Here is a 23,459-nt window from a genome sequence, read left to right as displayed (position 1 = left end):
GAAATGTTAAATTTTGAAGAACTAAAAAACTTTTTAGACGAAAAAGCCGACCAATACAATACTCCAGACTTTATTGAAAATGATCCGATACAGATTCCGCATCGTTTTGCTTTGAAACAGGATGTTGAAATTGCCGGGTTTTTATCGGCAACAATTTCCTGGGGAAACAGAAAGGCGATCATTAAATCAGCTGAAAAAATGCTGGCGATCATGGGGAATTCGCCTTATGATTTTGTGATGAATTATTCTGAAAAGGATTTAGAATCAATTCAGGAAAAAAGTATTCACAGAACTTTTAATGGGCAGGATTTTACTTATTTCATCAAACAATTCAATAGAATTTATACTGAAAATAAGAGTTTGGAGGATTTATTTTTAATTAAAGATTCTGAAACTAATTTTTCTCATTCCATCGAAAGATTCAGAACACAATTTCTTGGAATTGAGAAACACAGAACGCACAAACATGTAAGTTCACCCTATAAAAATTCTTCTACGAAAAGAATCATTATGTTTTTGCGTTGGATGGTTCGTCAGGATAAACGTGGCGTAGATTTTGGTATTTGGGAGAATATCGATCAAAAATATCTGTCGATTCCATTGGATGTTCATACTGGAAATATTTCCAGAAAATTAGGATTAATTTTCAGAACTCAGAACGATTGGAAAACGGTAGAAGAACTTGATCTAGTAATTAGAAAGTTTGATGAAAAAGATCCTGCAAAATATGATTTTGCATTATTTGGATTAGGCGTAACAAAAGAATTATTATAAAATATAAAGATGAAAACACAAAATGAAAAAAAAGAAAAAATAGAAGTTTTAGAAAAAATTGCAAACGGGATTACTTGGTGGATAGGTTCTATACCTTCACTTATCGTCCACACCTTATTTTTTATTACTTCGTTTCTTCTTCCTGCCCTGAAAATCGTTGAATTTGATAAAATGCTTCTCATTCTTACAACGGTAGTTTCTCTTGAGGCAATTTATCTGGCAATTTTTATCCAGATGTCGGTGAATAAAAGTCACGAAAAAATTGGAGATATTCAGGAAGATATTGAAGATATTCAGGAAGATATTGAAGAAATTAGTGAAGATATTGAAGAGATCAGCGAGGACATCGAAGAAATTAATGAAGATATTGAAGACATTCAGGAAGACATCGAGGAAATCAATGAAGATGAAGAAGATGAAGATCACAACGAACGTGCTAAAAATGTTATGCTTAAAAGCCACGTAACTTCTAATAAAAATGAAATAAAATCTTTGAAGGATCAGATTTCAGAGCTTCAGAATATGATCGATCAGCTTAAAAAAGATTGATTTTTTTGAAAATTGAAAGAATTTTTTTAACGGAATTTAAAAAAAATGACTAATAATTTATTGGTCATTTTTTTGTTGTTTATAATAAAATTTAAATCAGAATTAATATTTAACATTAATTTAATTATTATTGTTAATAATTCAACCCAGATGGGGATTTAATCAAAAAAAATAGTATTTTTGAACAAACAACAACAAAATGTTAAATTATAGACTGAAAAACTACTTTTTCTTATTGGTATTGTTATTAGTTTCCACTTCTGTATTTTCTCAGAGGAAAGCACCTAAACCTATAATAACATCGGCAAACAAAAAAGCCGGAGTTTTTATAGATGTAAACGCAACGGGTTATGCACCTTCTACATATAGTGCAGAGCAACTTGTGAAGGATATTCTAATTAATGGCGGATCAACGTGTTCAGTACCAAACGTATCAAATGTAACAGTAGCTCCTAACCATCCAGTAACTAATAATGATAGATTCTGGGGATATTTCCATAGAGGAACTACAAATTTCCCTTTTAAAGACGGAATTGTTTTAACTACAGGTCGTGCCAGAGAGGCAGGAAATGTAGCACAAACTCCTAGTACGTCTGTAATCGGCGCAGGAATGAACGATCCTGATTTGGTAGCGGCAGTTCCTATTACCAACCCTACTGATAATTATAATGATAATGTCATGCTGGAGTTTGATTTTGTACCCAACTCTAATCAGGTAAAGTTTAACTATCTTTTTGCTTCTGAAGAATATACAGGTACTTTTCCATGCCAATATTCAGATGCATTTGCTTTATTGATCAAACCTGTTTCAGGTGGTCCCTATGTAAATGTAGCTGTTTTGCCGGGAACAGCTGGTCCTGTAAGTATGACCAATATACATCCTTTAATACCTGGAACACCTCCTTTTGGCTGTCCTGCTATTAATGAAATGTATTTTGCGGGTTATAACTCGTCACCTAAAGTGGTAACTAATTATAATGGTAGAACAGTTCCTTTGACGGCAATAGCAACTGTTACTCCAGGAGTTGCTTACCATTTTAAAATGGTCTTGTCAGATTATAGAGATTCTAGTTACGATTCTGCTGTATTTATTGAAGGTGGATCTTTTGATATAGGTATTAAACTTGTTGACAATACCGGAGCTGTATTACCTGCGTCTTTAAATGTGTGTGATAACGCTCCTCAGACTCTAGTGGCTCAGGTTTCAGGTATTACGGGAGCTACTTACCAATGGTATTTCAATAATGGTACAACAACAGTAGCAATACCGGGAGCAACAACTTCAACGTATGTTGCAACTGCACCAGGTATTTATACTATTAAAGTTAGTGTTCCGGGAAATACGTGTCCGGCTGAAGCAAAGATAACTATCGTTGGAGGTACAACTCCAGTGGCACAAAATGCCACATTGAAACTTTGTACAACTCCTACAAATAGTACATTTGATTTAAATACTGCTAAACCATCAATAAGTACAACTACAGGTGCTATATTTCGTTTTTATCCAACTCAGGCAGGGGCGCAGGCTCAAGATAATACTTTTATTCCTGCTGCTAGTTTAGCGACTTATAACGGAACAGATGGACAGGTTTTATATGTCGTTGTTTCCAATGGAGCATTTTGTAGTAAAACGGTTACATTGACTTTAAGAAAAGAAGCTACCCCGATAGCTGTACTTGGTGCTTCTAGGGTTAAAATCTGTAATGGAGAATCTGTAACTTTAACAGCTTCAGGAGGTGTAACTTACCAATGGAACAGTATTTCAGGTACAGCGGGTACACAAACAGTGAGCCCAAGCCAGACTACAACATACACAGTATATGCAATAGGAGCACAGGGATGTAAATCTTTACAGCCTGCTACCATAACAGTAGAGGTAGTACCTGCCATTACATCAAATGTTAAAGGAGGGATTATCTGTATAGGCGATAAAATTACGCTAGACGCAGGAGCAGGTCCTAATTACAGTTATATTTGGAGTAACGCTGCAACTACACAGACAATTTCAGTAGGTGCGCCTGGTATTTATACTGTGACGATCACGAATGGTGTTTGTACTAAAATATTTACTGCAGAAGTAATTCAGGCTACAGTTCCTGAGATCAAAAATATTAATTACAATGATAACGGAACAATGATCATTACAGCAACCGCTACAAATGGTCAGATGGAATATTCTGTGGATAACGGAATCACTTGGCAGGATTCTAATATGTTTACTAATGTTCCTAAAAACTCAGTAATTTCTATCAGAGTAAGAGTAAAGAAAACAAGTTGTGAGACATTTTTAGAATATTTCACATTTGTAATGCAAAACGTTGTTACGCCAAACGGAGATAATTTGAATGATAGAATCGATTTCCGTGGAGTAAGCAGCTATAAAGATTTCAAAGCAAGTGTATTCGACCGTTACGGACGTGAAGTATATAAAGCTGAAAAAATAAGACCATATTGGGACGGTTTCTTCCAAGGTAAACGTTTACCAACTTCATCTTATTGGTATCAGGTTACTTTTGAAGATCCTGCAAGCAAACAACTGACTGTAAAAACAGGCTGGATTCTCTTGAAAAACATTGAATAATAAATAAAACATAAAAAGGCTAACAATTCGTTAGCCTTTTTTATTAAAGTGAAATTTATATTTGATAATGAATAAAATTGTATTCATAGTAATGTAAATTATTCAGAATTGAATTTCAATCAAAAAAAATAGTATTTTTGTTTAAAATAATATAAAATGTTAAATTGGAGGACAAGAAGTTTATTTTTTGCTTTACTTTTAATACTTATTGGTAATTCCGCTTTCTCTCAGAATAAAAGAATAGAAAAAGCGAAAAATCCTACATCGGTATCAATGAAGGCAGGGGCATTTATAGATATAAATGCTGCAGGATATCCTGAGACAAACTTTAGTGTTGAGCAGCTTGTGAAAGATGTTTTAATAGCAGGAGGATCCACGTGTTCTACAGCAAATGTTAGTAATGTTGTAGTTTCTCCAAATTTATCAGTCGGTGATCTGAACAGAAGCTGGGGATATTTCAACAAAGGCACAACCAATTTTCCATTTGCAAAAGGTATTGTTCTTACAACAGGTTATGCGAGAAGAGCCGGAAATGATTTTCAGGGAACATTAAGTGATCATTTAACGACAGGAGGAGATATTGATCTTGCGAATGCTTTGGGAGTACCAAATGGGCAATTGAATGATGCTACTTTTATAGAATTTGATTTCGTTCCAACTTCTACCGAAGTTAAATTCAGATACATCTTTGCTTCAAAAGAATATTTTGACAATTTTACATGTAATATTTCGGATGGTTTTGCTTTATTATTAAAAAAATCCACCGATCCTACTTATACGAACCTTGCACTTCTTCCCAACGGAACTCCCGTAAGTGTTACGAATATTATTCCGTCAAGTTTACCTTGCGGACCAAAGAATGAACAATATTTTGGAGGTTTAAATAATCCTCAGATACAAACCAACTTTAATGGACGTACAGTTCCGTTAACTGCTACTGCAACCGTAATCCCGGGGCAGACATATCATTTTAAAATGGTATTGGCAGATTATCAGGATAGAAATTTTGATTCAGGAGTTTTCTTGGAAGCAGGATCTTTCGATATCGGAGTTAAAATTTTAGATCCTGCAGGAGTAGCACTTCCTGGATCTATCAATGTTTGTGATAATACACCAACAGTTCTTACAGCATCTGCAAATATCCCTGGAGCAACTTACGTGTGGTTATTAGGAACTACACCTATTCCTGGAGCTACTTCTGTAAGTTATACGGCAACTCAGCCGGGAGTATATACCGTTCAGGTTTTTATACCCGGAAATTCATGTCCGGGAACAGCCAGCGTCACGATTGTCGGAGGTACATCTCCAACAGTACAGAATGCAACGTTAACGGCATGTTATGCACCGGGAAATGCAACATTTAATTTAACCTCAGCTCAAGCATCAATAAGTACAACACCAGGAGCTATATTTGCTTACTATACAACGTTAGCAGATGCTAATGCAGGAAATGCAAACACAATTCCTACTCCCACAGCTTATCCAAGTGCGGGAGGTACGGTATATGTTCAGGTAAAAACAGGTTTCTGTGCAAAAGTGGCCGAATTACAGTTGGTAAAAGCGCCTCAAATGACGGCAACAATTGCTCCGTCAACAGTTTTAACTTGTACAAATTCACAAATAACATTAAACGCTTCTACATCGGTATATCCTACAGGTTCTACATTCAACTGGACAACCGTAGGCGGAAACATTGTTTCTGGTGGAAATACATTAACACCAGTTGTTAACAATGCCGGGACGTATACTTTAACGATTACAAAAAATTATCAGCCCGGAAATCTTGATTGTACAACTACTGCAACGGTAACTGTAACAGGGGATAGCGCGCCACCTGCAACGGGATTAACTGCAACTAAAGTTTTGATCTGCGCCGGAGAATCTGTTACTTTAACAGCTACAGGAGGAGCAACATACAACTGGCAGGGAGGTTTACCTGGTAACGGAAATACACAAGTTGTAACGCCTGCTACCACAACAACTTATACAGTAACTGCTGTTGGTGCTAATGGTTGTGTATCTCAAAATCCTGCTACAATTACGGTTGTAGTTTCTCAACCGATTACTGTACAAAATGCATCATTATTAAAATGTTACCAGCCTGGAAATATCATTTATGATCTAACATCAGCGCAACCACAAATAACGTCAGCGGGTACAGCAACTTTTGCTTATTATTTACTGCAGGCAGATGCTAATGCAGGAAACGCAAATACAATTCCTACACCTACAGCATATCCAAGTGCTGCAAATCAGACAATTTATGTTTTGGTTAAAAATGGAGGTTGTAGCTATGTTGTGACATTGCAATTAGTAAGAACCGCAGAAACAACATTAACAATAGCAACTCCGCAAACAATAACCTGTACAACAAATCAGGTTACGATAAATGCCGGAGCGTCTGTAATTCCTGCAGGTTCTACCATCGCATGGACAACCGTAGGAGGAAATATTGTTTCTGGAGCTAATACTCTAACACCTGCCGTAAATGCAGGAGGGACTTATACTTTAACGGTTTCAAATGTAACGCAACCCGGAAACTTAACATGTACCTACACAGCAACAGTTACAGTCATTGAAAATAAAACAATTCCGGTGGCAGGTTTAACCTCATCAGTTGCTCAGATTTGTGTTGGAGAATCGGTTACTTTAACAGCTACGGGCGGAGCTACTTATAATTGGGGAACTCTTCCGGGGAGTGGAAATACTCAGGTTGTTTCACCTACTACGACGACCGTATATACCGTTTTTGCGATAGGAGCAAACGGATGTATCTCTGCAACTCCTGCAACAGTTACAGTTATAGTTGGCCCTCCAACAGCAGGGGTTTCAGCTAATAAATCGAAGATCTGTGCCGGAGAATCTGTTACTTTAACAGCTACAGGGGGTATTACTTATAACTGGGTTGGATTAACAGGAAACGGAAATACTCAGGTTGTTTCTCCAACAGTTACTACAGAGTATTCTGTGTATGCATTAGGTGGAAATGGATGTAGCTCAGTACTTCCTGCAAAAATTAAAATTGAGGTTGTTCCGGCGATTGTTTCTACATTACAAGATGTATTTGTCTGTGTTGGAGATAAGGGTATTTTAGATGCGGGAGCGGGTCCTAACTATACTTATTTATGGAGTAATGGTGCTACTACGCAAACGATATCAACAGATGTAGTGGGAACTTATTCAGTTACGATAAGTAATGGAGTTTGTTCTAAAGTTTTCACAGCACAATTGTTAAACCCAGTATTGCCTCAATTTACGAATGTGACTTTTGAAAATCATGTTCTTACGCTTACAACGACCAATCCTATAGGAGGAGTTTTAGAATTTTCTATTGATGGAGGAGTAACATGGCAGAATTCGAATATATTCTATAATGTTTTAAATAACAGCAATTATAAATTGATGGTTAGAGTTAAAGATGCGAAATGTAGTACTACATTAGAGTTTTATACATTCCTAATCAGTAATGCAATTACACCAAACTCTGATGGTAAAAATGATGTTATAGACTTCTCAGGAATCAGTCAGTATAATAATTTTGCAGCTTCTGTTTTCAATAGATACGGGCAGGAATTATTTAAAGCTACTAAATCTGATGCTGTTTGGAGAGGAACAATAAAAGATCTTAATGTACCAACTGCTACTTATTGGTATAGAGTTCAATGGGATAATCCGGCAAGTAAAAAGCTTGAATTAAGAACAGGCTGGATCTTATTAAAAAATAGAAATTAACAATTAAATCACCATAATTTTGAAAACCTCCTATTTTGGAGGTTTTTATTTTTAATAATAAAAAAGTTAAATATATATACGATATATTTAAAAAAAAATTAAATTTGTTGAAACAAAAAGTATTATGAAGAGATATCTACCGGTTTTTTTCTTTTTTTTATTCAGTTCTACTTCTTTATTCTCGCAAAATGCACCACCCAGAAAACCTCAAATAAAAAAGCTTTCAGCTTCAACTGCCAAAGCAGGGGATCTTATTGATGTAAATGCTCCGGGATATAATGAATCGAGTTTTACGATGGAGCAATTGGTAAAGGATGTATTGATATCATCAGGAACCAATTCGTGTATTACACCCAGCGTTTCGAATGTTGTAGTAACTCCAAATTTACCGGCCACTAATGCAAACAGAGCTTGGGGTTATTTCCATAAAGCAACAAGCACCTTTCCTTTTAAAGACGGGATTGTATTGGTAACAGGAAAAGCTAACCGTACAGGGAATGTTCCTGAAACAGGGCTTAGCGACGTTGTGGGAACGGGTAGTGACCCAGATTTAGTAGCAGCAACCAACCCAAGTAAGCCTTTGAATGATGCGGTAATCTTAGAATTCGATTTCGTTCCTACATCATCTCAGGTTAAATTTAATTATATAATGGCTTCTGAGGAGTATACCGGTGATTATCCTTGTAGTTTTGCAGATTCATTTGCTTTATTAATTAGACCTACTTCAGGAGGACCATATGTCAACATGGCTGTATTGCCGAATGCTGGTGGACCTGTAAGTATTACAAATATTCACCCACTAATTACAGGTTTTGGTGGATGTGCTGCAGTAAACGAACAATACTTTGCAGGGTATAACCCTCCAATTGGCGATACGAATCTTAATGGTAGAACAGTTCCTCTTACGGCTACAGCAACTGTAGTTGCAGGACAACAATATCATTTTAAAATGGTAATTGCTGATGCAGGAGATACAGCTTTTGATTCAGCAGTATTTTTAGAAGGTGGATCTTTTAAAATTGGGGTAGATTTATTAGACCCTTCGGGAGCTACTTTACCTTCAGATATTAATGTTTGTGATGGTGTACCGCAAGTGATCACAGCTTCTGTGAGTGATCCTAATTTATTATATCAGTGGTTCTTTAACGGAGTAGCTGTTAACGGTGCTACAACGAACACAATTACAGCGACTCAGCCGGGAACCTATACAATTGAGGTAAGTGTTCCGGGGAATCCTTGTCCGGGGAAAGCATCAATTCAAATTCATGGAGGGACGACGCCGACTGCTCAGAATGCAACGTTGCTTCTGTGTACCACTCCGGATATTACTACTTTCGACTTGTCGACCATCATGCCGGCAATAAGTACAACTCCTGGTGCGATATTCCATTTTTATCAAAATCAGGCAGATGCAATCGCTCAAAACACTAATTTTATTACAACTCCATTAAACTATAATGGAACTGACGGTCAGATTCTATATGTAGTTGTTTCAAATGGAGGATTCTGTAGTAAAATGATTGAACTTAAATTATTAAAAGAAGTTACGCCAAAAGCAACTTTGGTATCTACCAGAATTAAAATATGTCCGGGAGAATCAGTTAATTTAACAGCTACAGGAGGAAACACTTACTTATGGAATAATTTCTTAGGTACAGGACCAACTCAGACTGTTACCTTATTTAATACAACAACATTTACAGTATATGCTATCGGAGTTAAAGGATGTAAATCTTTACAGCCGGCAACCGTAACTGTGGAAGTGGTTCCTGAAATAGTTACTCCATTGAAAGATGTAGAAATGTGTCTAGGAGACAGAGTAATCTTAGATGCAGGAACAGGTCCTAATTACAAGTATTTATGGAGCACGGGAGCTACAACGCAGACTATTGCAGTAGATGAATGGGGAATTTATACAGTTGAAATTGATAACGGAATTTGTAAGAAAATCTTCCCTGTGAAAGTAATGGGTGCAGCTTCACCTTTCGTTTCTAATATCAATTATGGAAATGGAACATTGACGATCACTGCTGAAAACCCACCAATTAATAATATTCAGGGAGTTTTAGAATATTCTGTTGATGGAGGTATTAATTGGCAGCAATCGAATGTATTTTCGGGATTACAGAGTAATACGACATACAACATTCAGGTGAGAGTAGTAGGTACGCATTGTGTGGGAGCGCTTGAGTTCTTTACATTGCAGATTTCAAACATTATTACGCCTAACCAAGATGGTGTAAACGATGTGCTGGATCTTACGTCACTTGGAGAGTTCAAAAACTTCACAGGTTCTATCTACGACAGATATGGAGTTGAGATGTTCAGATTCTCAAAACAAAATCCTATCTGGAACGGTACTGTAGCAGGTAAGAGATTGCCAACAGCTACTTACTGGTACAAATTCAACTTTGATTATCCAAAATCAAAAGCTCAGATGAACTGGTCTGGTTGGATCTTACTAAAGAATAGAGAATAATAAATAGATAATGCAAATATCAAAAAAAGCCTTTCAATTTAACTTGAAAGGCTTTTTTATGTTTAAAATTTTATCGGTTTTCTTTCCAGAGTTTGGTGAAATTGATAAAGTCACTAACGCTTAATTCTTCAGCTCTTTTATCCATAAATTCATGCGTTTTCAATTCTTCAGGAATTTCCAATACTTTTAAAGAGTTGGATAATTTTTTTCTCCTTTGATTAAAACCAGCCTTTACGATTTGTTTGAAAAGAACTTCATTTCCTGCCAACCCTTCTTTTGGGTTTCGGGTTAATTTAATAACTCCCGACTTTACCTTTGGAGGTGGATTGAAGACGTTTTCATGCACTGTAAACAGATAAGTAACGTCATAGTATGCCTGAACCAAAACAGATAGAATTCCGTACTCCTTCGTTCTTGGCACAGATGCCGTTCTTTCTGCCACTTCTTTTTGGAACATTCCAACCATTTCCGGAATCAATTCATAGTGATCTATGATTTTGAATAAGATCTGTGAAGAAATATTATAAGGGAAGTTTCCAATAATAGCAATTTGATCGTTATTAATAAAATTGAAATCCTGCTTCAGGAAATCTCCTACAAAGATCTCTTCTGTAATCTTAGGATAGGTGTTTTTCAGGTACTCTATAGATTCGGTATCTATTTCTGCAAGATAAAGGTTTTGCTCTTTTTCGAGAAGGTATTTGGTAAGGACTCCCGTTCCCGGGCCTATTTCCATAATATTCTTATAGTTCTCAAAACTAAGACCTTCTACGATTTTTCTTGCGATATTTTCATCTGTCAAAAAGTGTTGACCAAGATGTTTTTTTGCTTTTACACTCAAGTTTTTTTATGATTTTATTAACAATGATTTTCTCTATTTCGTCCCAAATTTCGGAAGTTTTTTTCTAATTTAGCCAAAAATTTTAATATTAATGGCTAAATCTGTAGATGAATTTAATAAGAAGAGACTTCGATCGAGCAATATTACAGTCGTAATAAGTATTGCCTTAGTGTTATTTTTGTTAGGATTAATGGGACTTATTTTGATCAATGCCCAGAAATATTCCGACTATATCAAGGAACAATTGGTTGTCAATGCCTACTTTGATGAAAACTATGACGCAAAAGACTCTGTAAAAATTGCAAAATTTGAAGAAGAAACTTTAAAGAAAGTACAGACTTTGGCACCTGTAAAAAAGGCGACCTACATTTCAAGAGCTGCTGCCGCAGTTGAAGCGAAAAAAAGTATGGGAATCGATAGCGATGCGCTTTTCGAGGAGAATATTTTCCCTTCTTCTATAGAAATTGCTCTAAAACCTGAATATGTAGACCCTGCAAAAATTGATGCAGCGATAAAGATCATCAAATCCGTTCCGGGAGTTGTAGACGTGAAAAATGACAGTACCTTAATGGTAGATGTATACAACAACCTGAGTAGAATTTTAAAATGGATTTTTGGTTTTTCTCTTTTATTTTTGATTTTAGCGGTAGTTTTAATTAATAACTCTATCCGTCTGAAAATATTTTCAAAAAGATTTATTATCAAAACCATGCAGTTGGTAGGAGCGAAAAGAAGATTTATCTTAAAGCCTTTTATCATTGAAGCTATTGTTTTAGGAGCTATCGGTTCTTTTATCGGGCTTGCTGCTTTATGTGGTGTTTGGTATTATTTCACGAGCCAGATCGGTTCATCATTCGTACAGGATAATCAGCAGTATTTTTGGTTGATCGTGCTTGTATTGGGAGTTGGAGTTTTAATTACGGTTCTAAGTACAATCATCGCAACATGGAGATTCCTGAAATCTAACGTTGACGATTTATATTATTCTTAAAAATGAGCAAAAAAACAAATAAATTTTCTGCAGCAGATTTCGGTAAAGAAACTGAAACTACTCAGGAAAACACGTTCTATTTCGGACAGCAAAACTTTAAATGGATGCTTATTGGTTTAGCATTTATCGTTGTCGGATTTTTATTAATGATGGGACATGACGCCAATACTGTTGACGGAAAACTAGATCCTAATTCTTGGAATGAAGATATTTTTTCTATCCGAAGAATCAGAATCGCACCTCTATTCATTGTAATAGGATTCGTCATTGAAGTATACGCGATTTTAAAAAGAAAATAATTAATTTTTATTTTAAAGATTAAGAAATTGCGAGATTTAGAATGTTCTAGATTTCAATATCTCTTAATCTTTAAATTTTTATATAAACTATGGATTTAATCAAAGCAATCGTTATTGCCATTATTGAAGGGCTGACAGAATATCTGCCAATCTCTTCTACCGCACACATGGGTTTTGCAGCCAATTTAATGGGCATGCAGGAAGATGAATTTTTAAAAATGTTTCAGGTTTCCATTCAGTTTGGGGCAATCTTGTCTGTTGTAGTTGCATATTGGAAAAAATTCTTTGATTTCAACAATATCAAGTTTTATTTTAAGTTGGCTTATGCAGTTGTTCCTGCGTTGGTTTTAGGATATTTATTTGATGATAAAATTGAAGCTATCCTTGGAAATCAGATTGCAATTTCGTCCGTTTTAGTACTTGGTGGAGTTGTTTTATTGTTTGCAGATAAATGGTTTAAAAATCCAACCATCGATGATGAAAAAGGAATTACTGTAAAAAAAGCAATCACAATTGGATTCTGGCAATGTCTTGCGATGATGCCTGGAACGAGTAGAAGTGCTGCTTCTATTATTGGAGGAATGACTCAGGGGTTAACGAGAAAAGCTGCGGCAGAATTTTCATTCTTTTTGGCGGTTCCTACGATGTTGGCGGTTACAGTTTATTCTGTTTTTGTTAAAACATGGGGTAAAGAAACACCTAATCCTCAAAAAGGGTACGAGATGATTATGTCGTCAAACGACCATATTATGATCTTCGTGATTGGAAATGTTGTGGCATTTATTGTAGCGTTAATCGCTATTAAAGCTTTCATCGGAGTTTTAAATAAATATGGTTTCAAACCTTGGGGATGGTACCGTATTTTTGTTGGATTGGCTTTATTGATTTATTTTTACTTTTTTAAATAATCAGGTTAAAAAATTACTGATTAACAATTACATATTACTCATCATTCATGACAGCTGAAGAACTGCAATCAGGATATACTTTTTTATTAGACAAACCTCTGGATTGGACTTCTTTTCAGGCAGTCAATAAAATGAAATATAAGCTCAAAAGAGAGTTTAATCTTCCTAAGAAATTTAAAATTGGTCACGCCGGAACACTAGATCCAAGAGCAACAGGATTGCTTATTGTTTGTTGCGGGAAATTCACTAAGAAAATCCCTGAAATACAGGATGCTCCCAAAGAATACTGGACTGAAATTAAAATTGGAGTTCAAACAGAATCATACGACACCGAAAAACCTGAAATCCTTCAACAAGATTACTCTCACGTTTCAGAAGAGCAGATAAATGAAGCTGTAATGAAATTTTTAGGTGAAATAGATCAAACGCCACCTGTTTTTTCTGCAATAAAGATTGATGGACAAAGAGCCTATAATTTGGCTAGAGCAGGAGAGGAAGTAGAAATGAAATCCAGAAAAACAACGATTCTTTATATTGAAGATATCAAAATAGATCTTCCTTTAGTAAGCTTTACAGTAGGCTGTTCTAAAGGAACTTATATCCGAAGTTTAGCCCACGATATTGGGCAGGAATTGGGTGTTGGAGCTTATTTAACACAGTTAAGACGTACAAAAATTGGTGACTATAAAATTGAAGACGCAACGACTCAGTTTTTAGATAATGATTTTAGATTTGGTAATAATTAAAAACTAACCTATGCAGGAGAAAACACGTATCAATAAATATTTATCGGAAGCTGGATACTGCTCGCGAAGAGCTGCAGATAAGCTTTTGGAAGAAGGCAGAATTACGATCAATGGTAAGGTTCCTGAAATGGGAACTAAGGTTTCTGATGAAGATATCGTGGAAGTTGACGGCAAACCAATACGTGAATCTGAGGATGAACCAATTTACATTGCTTTCAATAAACCTGTAGGCATCGTTTGTACAACAGATACCAAGCGCGAAATAGATAATATTATAGAATATATTAACCATCCGAAAAGAATTTTCCCAATCGGAAGATTAGATAAACCAAGTGAGGGATTGATTCTTTTAACCAACGACGGTGATATCGTTAATAAAATTCTGAGAGCCAGAAACAATCACGAAAAAGAGTATTTGGTGCGAGTAGACAAACCTACGAATCCAAAATTTTTAGATAAAATGCGAAATGGAGTTCCTATTTTGGATACAGTCACAAAAAAATGTGAAGTTGAAAAAATTGACGATATGACTTTCAGGATCGTTCTTACACAAGGCTTAAACAGACAAATCCGTAGAATGTGCGAATATCTTGGCTACGAAGTAAAAAAGCTAAAAAGAATTCGTATCATGAATGTAAAATTAGATATTCCCGTTGGAAAATGGAGAGATTTAACGGATACTGAACTTTCTACTTTGAATGATTTACTTGGAGATTCTAGTAAGACTATAGAATAATTATAAGCTCGATAAATAATTTTATAGATGCTTCGACTCTGCTCAGCATGACATTTCTAATACTAACTGTATTATTTTAACAGTGAATTTTTAGCGATGTCATGCTGAGCGGAGTCGAAGCATTTACGAATAAAGCATTTACTATTTCAAATACAGTTTCATTCTTGCCTCATATTCCGGCTTCACTTTCAATAATTTCCAGATTTTCTTTTCATCGCGTTCGCTAATTCTGTAGAAAATAATTTTATCCGCAGAATATTTAAAATAAGGATGATTTTTAAGCCATTCTTCGGGAGCATCAACCAAAGTATATTTTGGGACATTTGAAGTATTTAACGGAGCAATTGTAAGTAGTTTTTGAGTTAAATCTTTATCAATATTATAAGTCGTCAAAATCTGATCTTTATTTACAAAACCTCCTAATTTTTTTCTAAATCCTATTATTGAACCTGCAGCTCTTTCATCCATTCCAAATTCTAAAAGCTGTTTAAAAGTAATTGAATTCAGGTCTATTTTTGAAAAGTCTGTTTTCTCTTGTCTGATTTCAAATTTCTTTTCATCAATCTTTGCTAAATTTGATGGATTAAGTTTAATATAAGGTCTTAATTCTTCAAACTTTTCAGCTGAAATCACAAAACATTTTTGAATATCTTCTAAATTTTTAAAACTTCCTTTTAAGTTTCTATCTCGATAATTAACAATAGTATTTGCCTGTTTTTCTGAAAATCCGAAAGCCTTCCAACCATCAATATTCAAAGTATTCGGATCAAAAGAATGATATTGAACTTTGGATTTTCTGGAAGTAAAGTTTCTAGCAAAATTTTTGAAATTTTCAGGAGTTTTTGTAGGAAGTATCAAATAAGGTTCAAGTTTTTCATAGTTTTCATCATTAATAATAAAACATTCTTTAAACTTTTCTTTGCTGACAAAATTTCCGCCTAAATAACTTTTATACTTTAAAATAGCTTCCGCCTGTCTTTCACTGAAACCCATTTTCACCCAATCATTCGCAGAATAATGATCAGGATTGAATTTCCCTGAAATATTGATGCTCTTCTTCTCGAAGCTTTTAAAATGACTTGATTTAGCTTCTTTATTAGTTTCAGGAAGTAAAATATAGGATTCCAGCTCTTTAAACTTTTCCGGCGAAACAGCATAGCATTTTTTGAATTGTTCTTTTGATGTAAATCTTCCTCCAACAACCTTTTTATAATTTAAAATAGTGGCAATTTGCTTTTCAGTAAAGCCTAGATTTTGCCATTGTTTCTGGTCAAGATCGTTTGGTTCAAATTCAGATAAACTTAAAGGAGTTGTACTTTCAGAAACGAATTTTACATCAGAAAAATCTTCTTTTTCCTTGCTTGTATATTTTTGAAATGTGAAAAGAATAATCAACAGCATTCCCATGAATGCCAGTTTTTGGTAATAGTTTTTTTTCATCTTGCTGTAAACTTAATAAGAAATTTAAGTATGAAGCAATGGCTGAACTAGAAATACTATTTTTTGTAATATAATTTGATAAATAAGATTGTCAATTTAAATCTGAAAGAGAATTTTTGTAAATATTTTAAAGAAAACTATTCCGGATTATCTGCCAAAGATTCTTTAAGCTTCAATAATTCAGCTTTTACAAACTCTAATCGATCGATAATCGTGACGGTTTCAGAGATTTTGGAGTTGGTTGTTAACGCAATTCGGGCTCCGTCCAGCGTGTAGCCTTTTTCTTTTACCAAATGGTAGATGATCTGTAGATTTTTAATGTCTTCAGGAGTGAAATATCGGTTTCCTTTTTTGTTTTTTTTAGGTTTAATGATAGGGAATTCCTGCTCCCAATAACGTATTAATGAAGTGTTTACATCAAAAGCTTTCGCTACTTCTCCTATAGAATAATACAGTTTATCTGATAAATTTATCTTCATTTTACAAATCCTAAAACTCAAAGATAAATATTTTTTAAACCTTGTTACAAATACGTAACACAAAATGTTGTATTTTCTTGTATAAATCATGTATAAAGTCATTCTAGACCTTTGAATTTTTTTTTTATTTTTGATATCAAATAAAATTAGGATGAATTCTATCTCAGTCTTACATATCGATCTTTTTCAGTCTGGGAAGAATGCTTCGGATTTTTATTTTAATACGATGAGAGATCATTTGGTTTCCAGTCATAAGCATATTGAGAAACCGCACCGTCACGATTTTTATGTCACCGTACTTTTTACGAAAGGGAAAGGGATTCATGAGATTGATTTTCAGAAATATGAAGTTTCTGAGGGAAGTATTTTCTTTTTATCGCCGGGGCAGGTTCACAGTTGGGAACTTTCGGAAGATACTGATGGTTATATTTTTTTCTGCTCGCAGGAATATTATGATATGCATTATGTGAACAGAAAATTGAGGAGTTTCCCTTTTTTCAGTTCGCCAACTTTTCCGAGAAAATTTCAGTTTGAATCGGACGATTTCTTGAAAATAATTAATTTGTTCAAAGAAATAGAAGAAGAATATCATGCTCAAAATATGATGAAAGACGATTTTATTCTTTCTCTTATGTCTCAGATTTATATCTATACGACAAGGCAGTTTTCTAAAAATTTTGATGAAATAAGTTCGCCGACAAGTGTTTCTTATTTTAAACATTATCAGGATTTTGAGAATTTGGTTGAACAATATTTTACAACTCAAAAATCAATCGCGTATTATGCGTCTATAATGGAAATCTCGCCAAAACATTTAAACAGAATTACGCAAACCGTGGTTCAAAAAACGGCAACAGAAGTGATTACTGAAAGGGTAATTTTGGAAGCAAAAAGAATGCTGATGTACCTTGATGAGAGCCTGGTTGAAATAGCTTTTCGTCTTGGTTATGAGGAATATTCTTATTTTGTGAGAGTCTTCCGCAAAGGCTCAGGAATGACTCCCACGCAATTTATAAAGAAATATAAGGCTTAAGTTGGTTTCTGGTTGATAGTTTAATCTATAACGCATAAACTCTCAAACGCTAAAACTCTCCAACTTATTTATAACAACAACTTAAACGGTCCTTCAAAATTAGTGTCAAAAGAATCCAGCATTTTTCCGGTTTCGTCGAATACACCGATGGTCATATTTTGTTTTGAAAATTTAATGTCTTCTTCGGGAAAAGTGATATTGATGTTTCCTTTTAAAATTTCATCACCTTTTAAGATGATTTTTTCTGAACCAAAGAATGTTATTTCAGCATTTTTAGGATTCATAACTTTTATGGTTAAAGTCTTTTTCTCGTTCGTTTTGTTAAGAAGAGTATAGATAAAAGTATTCGTTATTTTTCCGTTTTTAATGAAAAATGTTGATCCTGCAGGTTTGATGAATTTAGCTTCCATAGAACCTCGGTCGTACATTAGAAATCCAAGGAACCCGATTAATATAACAAGAAATGCAGTCGTAACTTTCATTCTTGAAGTAAATTTGAACTTCTCCTGATTTTCAATCTCGGCTTCGGTTGCATATCGTACCAATCCTTTTGGAAGTCCAACCTTTTCCATGACCTCGTCGCAGGCATCGATACAAGCTGTACAGTTGATGCATTCCAATTGTTGTCCGTTTCTGATGTCGATTCCTGTTGGGCAGACAACTACGCATTGTTGGCAATCGATGCAATCTCCTTTTCCTTCAGCTTTTCGATCTTCTCCGTTTCTCCATTTTGAACGATTTTCTCCTCTTTTAAAATCGTAATAAACATTCATGGTCTGTTTGTCGATCAACACTCCCTGAAGTCTTCCGTACGGACAAACCAAAGTACAAACCTGTTCCCGAAGCCATGCAAAAACAAAATAAAAAGTCATTGCAAAGCCAATCATTCCTATGAATTTCAAAGAATGGTCAATTGGACCTTCTTTCATGATCTTAATCACCTCTTCATAACCCACGATATACATGAACATGAAATGTGAAATAATCACGGATATTAATATGAAAATAGACCATTTCGTTATTCTTTTTCTAATCTTTTCAGCGTCCCATTCCTGTCTGTCGAGTTTCATTTGTTTGTTTCTGTCGCCCTCGATCCAGTAGTCGATTTTTCTGAAAACACTTTCCATAAAAATGGTTTGCGGACAAAGCCAGCCACAGAATATTCTTCCAAAAACGACGGTGAAAAGCATGACGAAAATTACGGAAGTAACTGCTCCTAACGCCAGAATAAAGAAATCCTGAAGATAGAATGGTTGCCCAAAAATGAAAAACCTTCTGTCGATAACATTAATTAATAAAAAAGGATTATTGTTGATTTTTATAAAAGGTAATCCAAAGAATAAAGCTAATAGAAAATAGCTCACATAATTTCTATAATTGGTGTATTTTCCTTTTGGTTTCCTTGGGAAAACCCATTTTCGGCTTCCGGTTTCATCCATCGTGCCTACCGAATTTCTAAAAGCTTCATTTTCAATGTCTGAAGTTTTAATATCGCCGGATTGTATGCTCATCGCTTAGGTTGTTTTAATTTGAAACGTCACATCAAACTTGATTAATTACTTATTCTACGTATCAGATAAAGAAAAAATATCTTTTGATTAGACTACTGCAAAGCTCTGCATTAAACCAATTAATTACTAATACCATCTACTTACAAAATAGGACAATAAGGACATTTTAAATTTAAATTTTAATATCTCAAAATGATAAAATAAACTTTGAATCTTATCGTTGATATCGTAAATTGTAACCGTTAAAAAATGGAGAATGAAAAATATCTTTAGAATCAGCTTGATTGGTTTGGTTTTCGCATTAGTAAATTGTAAATCAGTAAATTATAGTAACATGTTTTATGATGGTGTAAAGCCGGAAAAGGTTTCCGATAAATTTAGTTTTACGGAAGGTCCATCTTCGGATAAAGAGGGGAATGTATATTTTACAGACCAACCCAATGATAAGATCTATTATTGGGACTGGAAGACCAACCAGGTAATTGTTTTCTTAGATAAATCGGGGAGAGCCAATGGAACACATTTCGATAAGGATGATAATTTGATCACTTGTTCGGATGACAATGGCGAAATCTGGAAGATATCAAAAGATAAAAAAGTACAAATTTTATCAAAAGGTTTTGAAGGAAAAAGACTGAACGGACCAAACGATGTCTGGAACGACGAATTTGGCGGAATGTACTTCACAGATCCTTTATATAAAAGAGATTATTGGGTAAATTTCAAACAGGAAATTCCACACAAAAGTTTATATTACAGAAATAAAGAGGGAAAAATAACCAAACTAGAAACATTCACACAACCCAACGGAATTGTAGGAAGTGAAAAGTATAAAAAGCTTTACGTTTCGGATATTGATGCCGGAAAAACTTATGTTTATGACATTTTAGGTGAAGGAAAATTATCTGAGAAGAAATTATTTTGCGAAATGGGATCAGATGGAATGACGCTTGACAAACACGGAAATCTTTATTTAACAGGAAAGGGTGTAACGGTTTTCGATCGTAATGGAAGAAAGATTTATCAAATCCCGATTGATGAAGAATGGACTTCAAATGTGACTTTCGGAGGAAAGAATAATGAAATTTTATTCATCACAGCTTCAAAATCGGTGTATACTTTACCGACAAAAGTGAAAGGTGTGAGGTAGTTTAAAAATTTATTTAAACACGAATCACACAAATATTTTTCACGAATAAACACAATAATTATATCAATAGGAACGGGCTTTAGCCCGTTTTTTTATAACAGATATTCAAATTTGGCTTTAGCCAAAACTTAAAAGAGATTTATTTGAACCATTAAGATTTATTTAAGGAGTTAAGTTTAATTAAGAAAATCATTCTGATTTTTAAGCTTAAAGCGTAGCGATCTTAATATTCTTAACTCCTTAAATAAATCTTAATGGTTCAAAAAATTAGTAAGCAACCTCCATCTTCACCTTCTTACCTTTCAGTTTTTCAGCAATCAATGTATCCAACAATGTCTTGACCTTATTTCTTGAAACGGCAACATAAGAAGTTGTATCTTTTACTTCAATCAAGCCAATATCTTCTTTTCTAAGTTGTCCTTTTTTAATAAGGTATCCAACAATATCCACTTTATTAACTTTATCTTTTTTTCCGGCGCTGATGTAAATTGTTTGGAAAGGTGTTTTTTCAGGAAACGTATTAAATCCTGCAACACTTTCTTCAGGCGTATCATTTTTAATGAATGGAAAATTTTCTTCCGCAGTCATTATCAAATAAGCAAAACCTTTAGCATTCATTCTTGCGGTACGACCGTTTCTGTGAATGAAAGCATCTTCTTTATAAGGTAATTGATAATGAACGATTGATTCAACTTCAGGAACATCTAAACCTCTTGAAGCTAGGTCGGTTGTGATTAAAATCCTTGCAGAATCATTTCGGAATTTCAGTAATGCACGTTCTCTTTCGTCCTGCTCCATTCCGCCGTGGAAGGTTTCTCTGTCGATTCCTTTATCAGCTAAAAGGTCAGAAATACGATCTACAGCCTCACGGTGATTACAGAAAATCAATGTCCTTTTATTCCCGATTTTACAGATCAAATTAAATAAAGTATCTAATTTTTCCTCAGAAATGGTCATTACTTTTCGCAACTGAATATCTGGTTTTGCATCACCCAACTTTAAGAAATCAATGATTTTCTCATTTTTCAATCCTGTGAACTCTGGAATTTCATCCATCGCCGTCGCAGAAGTTAAAATTCTTTGAGAAAGACCTCTCAGAGAATTAGAAATGAATTCCATATCTTCATGAAAACCTAACTCCAACGCTTTATCAAACTCATCTAACACCAAAGTCTTGATCGTTTTCGGATCAAAATTGTTATTTCTTAAATGATATGTAACTCTTCCTGGAGTTCCGATCAAAACAGCCGGAGCTTCAATTAAATTATTGACCTCAATTTTTTTATCATGACCTCCATAACACACAGAAACTTTAAAATCCGTTCCCATAGATTTGAAAACTTGCTCAATTTGCAACGCCAATTCTCTTGCCGGAACCAAAATTAAAGCCTGAATTCCGGAAACATCTTTTTTCAGGTTTCGAAGAACAGGAAACAAAAAAGCAAGCGTTTTTCCTGAGCCTGTAGGAGAAAGCAAAACAACATCAGTATTGTTTTCAGTGGTCTTGTATGTAGATTTCTGCATCTGATTCATATCCTGAATCTGCAGTTTTTGATATATTGATTCTAATTCCATTTTGCAAAGGTAGTAAATTCGGTTGCGTGGTTAAAGTTTGATAATATATTTATATTGTCCATTATAAATTATTTATTTTGAAGCTATTTCCCGCTTTCCATTACAATCTTTTTTTTCAAAAAAAGGATTTTCTTTACAATCGGGGCTAGGGTATTTGTCTGTATCTCAACGGTACAACATTACCGCCTACTTTTTGCCATTGATTACTACACAGGAATCTAAACTCATTTTGTGAAGATTGAATTGTAAAATGATTGTCTGTCAATTACTTAGGCAGCCGACTCAACATCTCTTTTCCCCTTAACAAAGTCACTGCATAGGCTTCATCGGGATTAGTAATAGATTTTTCGTAAAAATCTTTTGCTACGGCAGTGTTTCCCTGAGTGAAATTTATGAAACCCGATATTTCGTACATGAAATTACGCAGCTTGAGATCTTTTTCTTCTTTGGCGGATAAATATTTTAAAAGTTTTTCAGCGGAAGTCAAACGAATGTCTTTGTATGGTTTAATGTCATATCCACTAGGTTTGCTGAACCAGTAATCCCACATGGCGCCGTTATTGTGTTCGTTCCATGAATATTTTATCAACTGTAAAGCTACTTCCAGAAGAGCAGGATCTAGGTTTTTATTTTTGGGATCCGATTTTTCACTTTCTGCAATATATCGGTCGATTGTAGTTTCTATTCCTTTATTCAGCATTTCCTGAAAAATAGATTCTTTAAGGTATAAAGAGTGATTCTTGGAGAAATTCTCATAGGCAAATGAAGAAGGGAAGTGATCTGCCAGATTTTCTATATGATAGCCCTTTTTGAGCTCGGATTTTAAGTCAATTTTATATACTGTATTGTAATCGTGAAAAAGATAGACATAGATAATTCCCTTTTTAAGATCGCAAATGGTAGAATATAAAGTATTCAATTCTCCTTCCTGATGAGTCTTATCTAAAATGGTTTTCAAAAACCCAATATTGTTTTCCTTGGAAGCGGCAAGCATTTCATTGGCTATGTCGGGTCTTCTGCATGACAGTTTTCCATTGATCATATTACAGTTTGAATTCACCTGAAAGTCACCCGTTTTTTCAATGATTCCTCCGGGAGTGATCACAATAGAATTTCCTTCTTTATCAGCCAGTAGGGCTTTGGCAGATATTGCATAGTCATATTTTTTCAACAAAACCATGGCTTCTTTTACATTTTTACATTTTCCTAATATTTCCCACATCAGATCTCCTTTGTAAGGGTTTTTCAGGTTCAGTTTACTCATGTCGTAATTGGCTGCTGCAAAATCATAGAACAATCCATATTCGTTCATCGCTGCGGCAGACTGCATATCCGGAGCCCCAAAGCTAATGGATCCATAGCGGTCTTTAGTAGCTGGATTATACCAGATTCTTGTAAAAGGAGTCATATCATCTTCATTAGCCGCAACAAATGTCTCTCCTCCTCTTGAACAGGAAAATATAGTACAGGCTTTTACCGAATTTATACCGGATGAAACGAGGCTGATTAAAATTAAAAGGAAATGTTTATACATGATATAGTTTTTATAAATATTGATGTTTTGATTACAAAAAAATGATTTTGTTAAAGTTTTTTTGAAAAATATATTTTTATTTAAAACTCAATTAATACAGA

At 34.6% G+C, this 23,459-nt stretch carries 18 protein-coding genes; 12 read left to right on the top strand and 6 right to left on the bottom strand.

Annotation, left to right across the window (positions count from 1 at the left end):
- Positions 1-3 precede the first annotated feature (3 nt).
- From A0O34_RS02185 to A0O34_RS02165, 5 genes are all read left to right on the top strand, one after another.
- Positions 4-774 carry a TIGR02757 family protein gene (locus A0O34_RS02185; RefSeq protein ID WP_066759421.1) on the top strand — a complete coding sequence of 257 codons (771 nt, stop codon included), beginning with the start codon at positions 4-6 and terminating at the stop codon, positions 772-774.
- Between the two features lie 9 nt (positions 775-783).
- Positions 784-1,323, top strand: coding sequence for a DUF1003 domain-containing protein (locus A0O34_RS02180; protein WP_066750827.1), 540 nt, complete (start codon positions 784-786; stop codon positions 1,321-1,323).
- Between the two features lie 199 nt (positions 1,324-1,522).
- A complete protein-coding gene (locus tag A0O34_RS02175) occupies positions 1,523-3,904 on the top strand; it encodes a choice-of-anchor L domain-containing protein (RefSeq protein WP_066750826.1) in 2,382 nt (793 codons plus the stop codon).
- A gap of 156 nt (positions 3,905-4,060) precedes the next feature.
- A complete protein-coding gene (locus A0O34_RS02170; RefSeq protein ID WP_066750824.1) occupies positions 4,061-7,636 on the top strand; it encodes a choice-of-anchor L domain-containing protein in 3,576 nt (1,191 codons plus the stop codon).
- A gap of 124 nt (positions 7,637-7,760) precedes the next feature.
- Entirely contained in the window at positions 7,761-10,115 is a 2,355-nt protein-coding gene (locus A0O34_RS02165) for a choice-of-anchor L domain-containing protein (protein ID WP_066750822.1), read from the top strand.
- A 70-nt stretch (positions 10,116-10,185) separates the two neighbouring features.
- On the opposite strand, the gene rsmA is transcribed toward A0O34_RS02165, so the two are convergent.
- Complete coding sequence (rsmA, locus tag A0O34_RS02160) at positions 10,186-10,956, bottom strand: 16S rRNA (adenine(1518)-N(6)/adenine(1519)-N(6))-dimethyltransferase RsmA (protein WP_066750819.1); 771 nt, start codon at positions 10,954-10,956, stop codon at positions 10,186-10,188.
- 91 nt (positions 10,957-11,047) lie between these two features.
- On the opposite strand from rsmA, the gene A0O34_RS02155 reads away from it, so the two are divergent.
- The 5 genes from A0O34_RS02155 (at position 11,048) to rluF (ending at position 14,636) form a co-directional block, all read left to right on the top strand.
- Complete coding sequence (locus A0O34_RS02155; protein ID WP_066750816.1) at positions 11,048-11,947, top strand: cell division protein FtsX; 900 nt, start codon at positions 11,048-11,050, stop codon at positions 11,945-11,947.
- A gap of 2 nt (positions 11,948-11,949) precedes the next feature.
- The gene (locus A0O34_RS02150) at positions 11,950-12,246 is read left to right on the top strand and encodes a DUF3098 domain-containing protein (protein WP_066750814.1); all 297 of its coding nucleotides are present in this window, start codon (positions 11,950-11,952) and stop codon (positions 12,244-12,246) included.
- Between the two features lie 89 nt (positions 12,247-12,335).
- The gene (locus tag A0O34_RS02145) at positions 12,336-13,154 is read left to right on the top strand and encodes an undecaprenyl-diphosphate phosphatase (RefSeq protein ID WP_066750812.1); all 819 of its coding nucleotides are present in this window, start codon (positions 12,336-12,338) and stop codon (positions 13,152-13,154) included.
- A 47-nt stretch (positions 13,155-13,201) separates the two neighbouring features.
- Positions 13,202-13,900, top strand: coding sequence for a tRNA pseudouridine(55) synthase TruB (truB, locus tag A0O34_RS02140; protein WP_066750809.1), 699 nt, complete (start codon positions 13,202-13,204; stop codon positions 13,898-13,900).
- A 10-nt stretch (positions 13,901-13,910) separates the two neighbouring features.
- Complete coding sequence (rluF, locus tag A0O34_RS02135; protein WP_066750806.1) at positions 13,911-14,636, top strand: 23S rRNA pseudouridine(2604) synthase RluF; 726 nt, start codon at positions 13,911-13,913, stop codon at positions 14,634-14,636.
- A gap of 141 nt (positions 14,637-14,777) precedes the next feature.
- On the opposite strand, the gene A0O34_RS02130 is transcribed toward rluF, so the two are convergent.
- The gene (locus A0O34_RS02130) at positions 14,778-16,076 is read right to left on the bottom strand and encodes a ComEA family DNA-binding protein (protein WP_066750803.1); all 1,299 of its coding nucleotides are present in this window, start codon (positions 16,074-16,076) and stop codon (positions 14,778-14,780) included.
- Positions 16,077-16,213: 137 nt separating this feature from the next.
- On the bottom strand, positions 16,214-16,555 hold the full coding sequence (locus A0O34_RS02125) for a MerR family transcriptional regulator (RefSeq protein ID WP_066750800.1): 342 nt from the start codon (positions 16,553-16,555) through the stop codon (positions 16,214-16,216).
- 151 nt (positions 16,556-16,706) lie between these two features.
- Between A0O34_RS02125 and A0O34_RS02120 the strand changes: the two genes are divergently transcribed.
- The gene (locus A0O34_RS02120; RefSeq protein ID WP_066750798.1) at positions 16,707-17,588 is read left to right on the top strand and encodes an AraC family transcriptional regulator; all 882 of its coding nucleotides are present in this window, start codon (positions 16,707-16,709) and stop codon (positions 17,586-17,588) included.
- 68 nt (positions 17,589-17,656) lie between these two features.
- On the opposite strand, the gene ccoG is transcribed toward A0O34_RS02120, so the two are convergent.
- Positions 17,657-19,099: a cytochrome c oxidase accessory protein CcoG gene (gene ccoG, locus A0O34_RS02115; protein ID WP_066750789.1), complete on the bottom strand. Its 1,443-nt coding sequence runs from the start codon at positions 19,097-19,099 to the stop codon at positions 17,657-17,659.
- Between the two features lie 256 nt (positions 19,100-19,355).
- Here ccoG and A0O34_RS02110 point away from each other — a divergent pair, with 256 nt between their 5' ends.
- Positions 19,356-20,249, top strand: a complete 894-nt coding sequence (locus A0O34_RS02110) for an SMP-30/gluconolactonase/LRE family protein (RefSeq protein WP_066750786.1) — start codon at positions 19,356-19,358, stop codon at positions 20,247-20,249.
- 267 nt (positions 20,250-20,516) lie between these two features.
- Here A0O34_RS02110 and A0O34_RS02105 read toward each other — a convergent pair whose 3' ends face one another.
- Together A0O34_RS02105 and A0O34_RS02100 are read right to left on the bottom strand one after the other, a co-directional pair.
- Entirely contained in the window at positions 20,517-21,824 is a 1,308-nt protein-coding gene (locus A0O34_RS02105) for a DEAD/DEAH box helicase (RefSeq protein ID WP_066750783.1), read from the bottom strand.
- A gap of 265 nt (positions 21,825-22,089) precedes the next feature.
- Complete coding sequence (locus A0O34_RS02100; protein ID WP_066750780.1) at positions 22,090-23,358, bottom strand: C45 family peptidase; 1,269 nt, start codon at positions 23,356-23,358, stop codon at positions 22,090-22,092.
- Positions 23,359-23,459: the final 101 nt, after the last annotated feature.

Origin of the sequence: Chryseobacterium glaciei, assembly GCF_001648155.1 — a bacterium.
In the GTDB taxonomy this organism is placed as follows: Bacteria; Bacteroidota; Bacteroidia; order Flavobacteriales; family Weeksellaceae; genus Chryseobacterium; species Chryseobacterium glaciei.
Note: the sequence above shows the minus strand (reverse complement) of the source record. Positions and strands in the feature narration are given on the sequence as shown.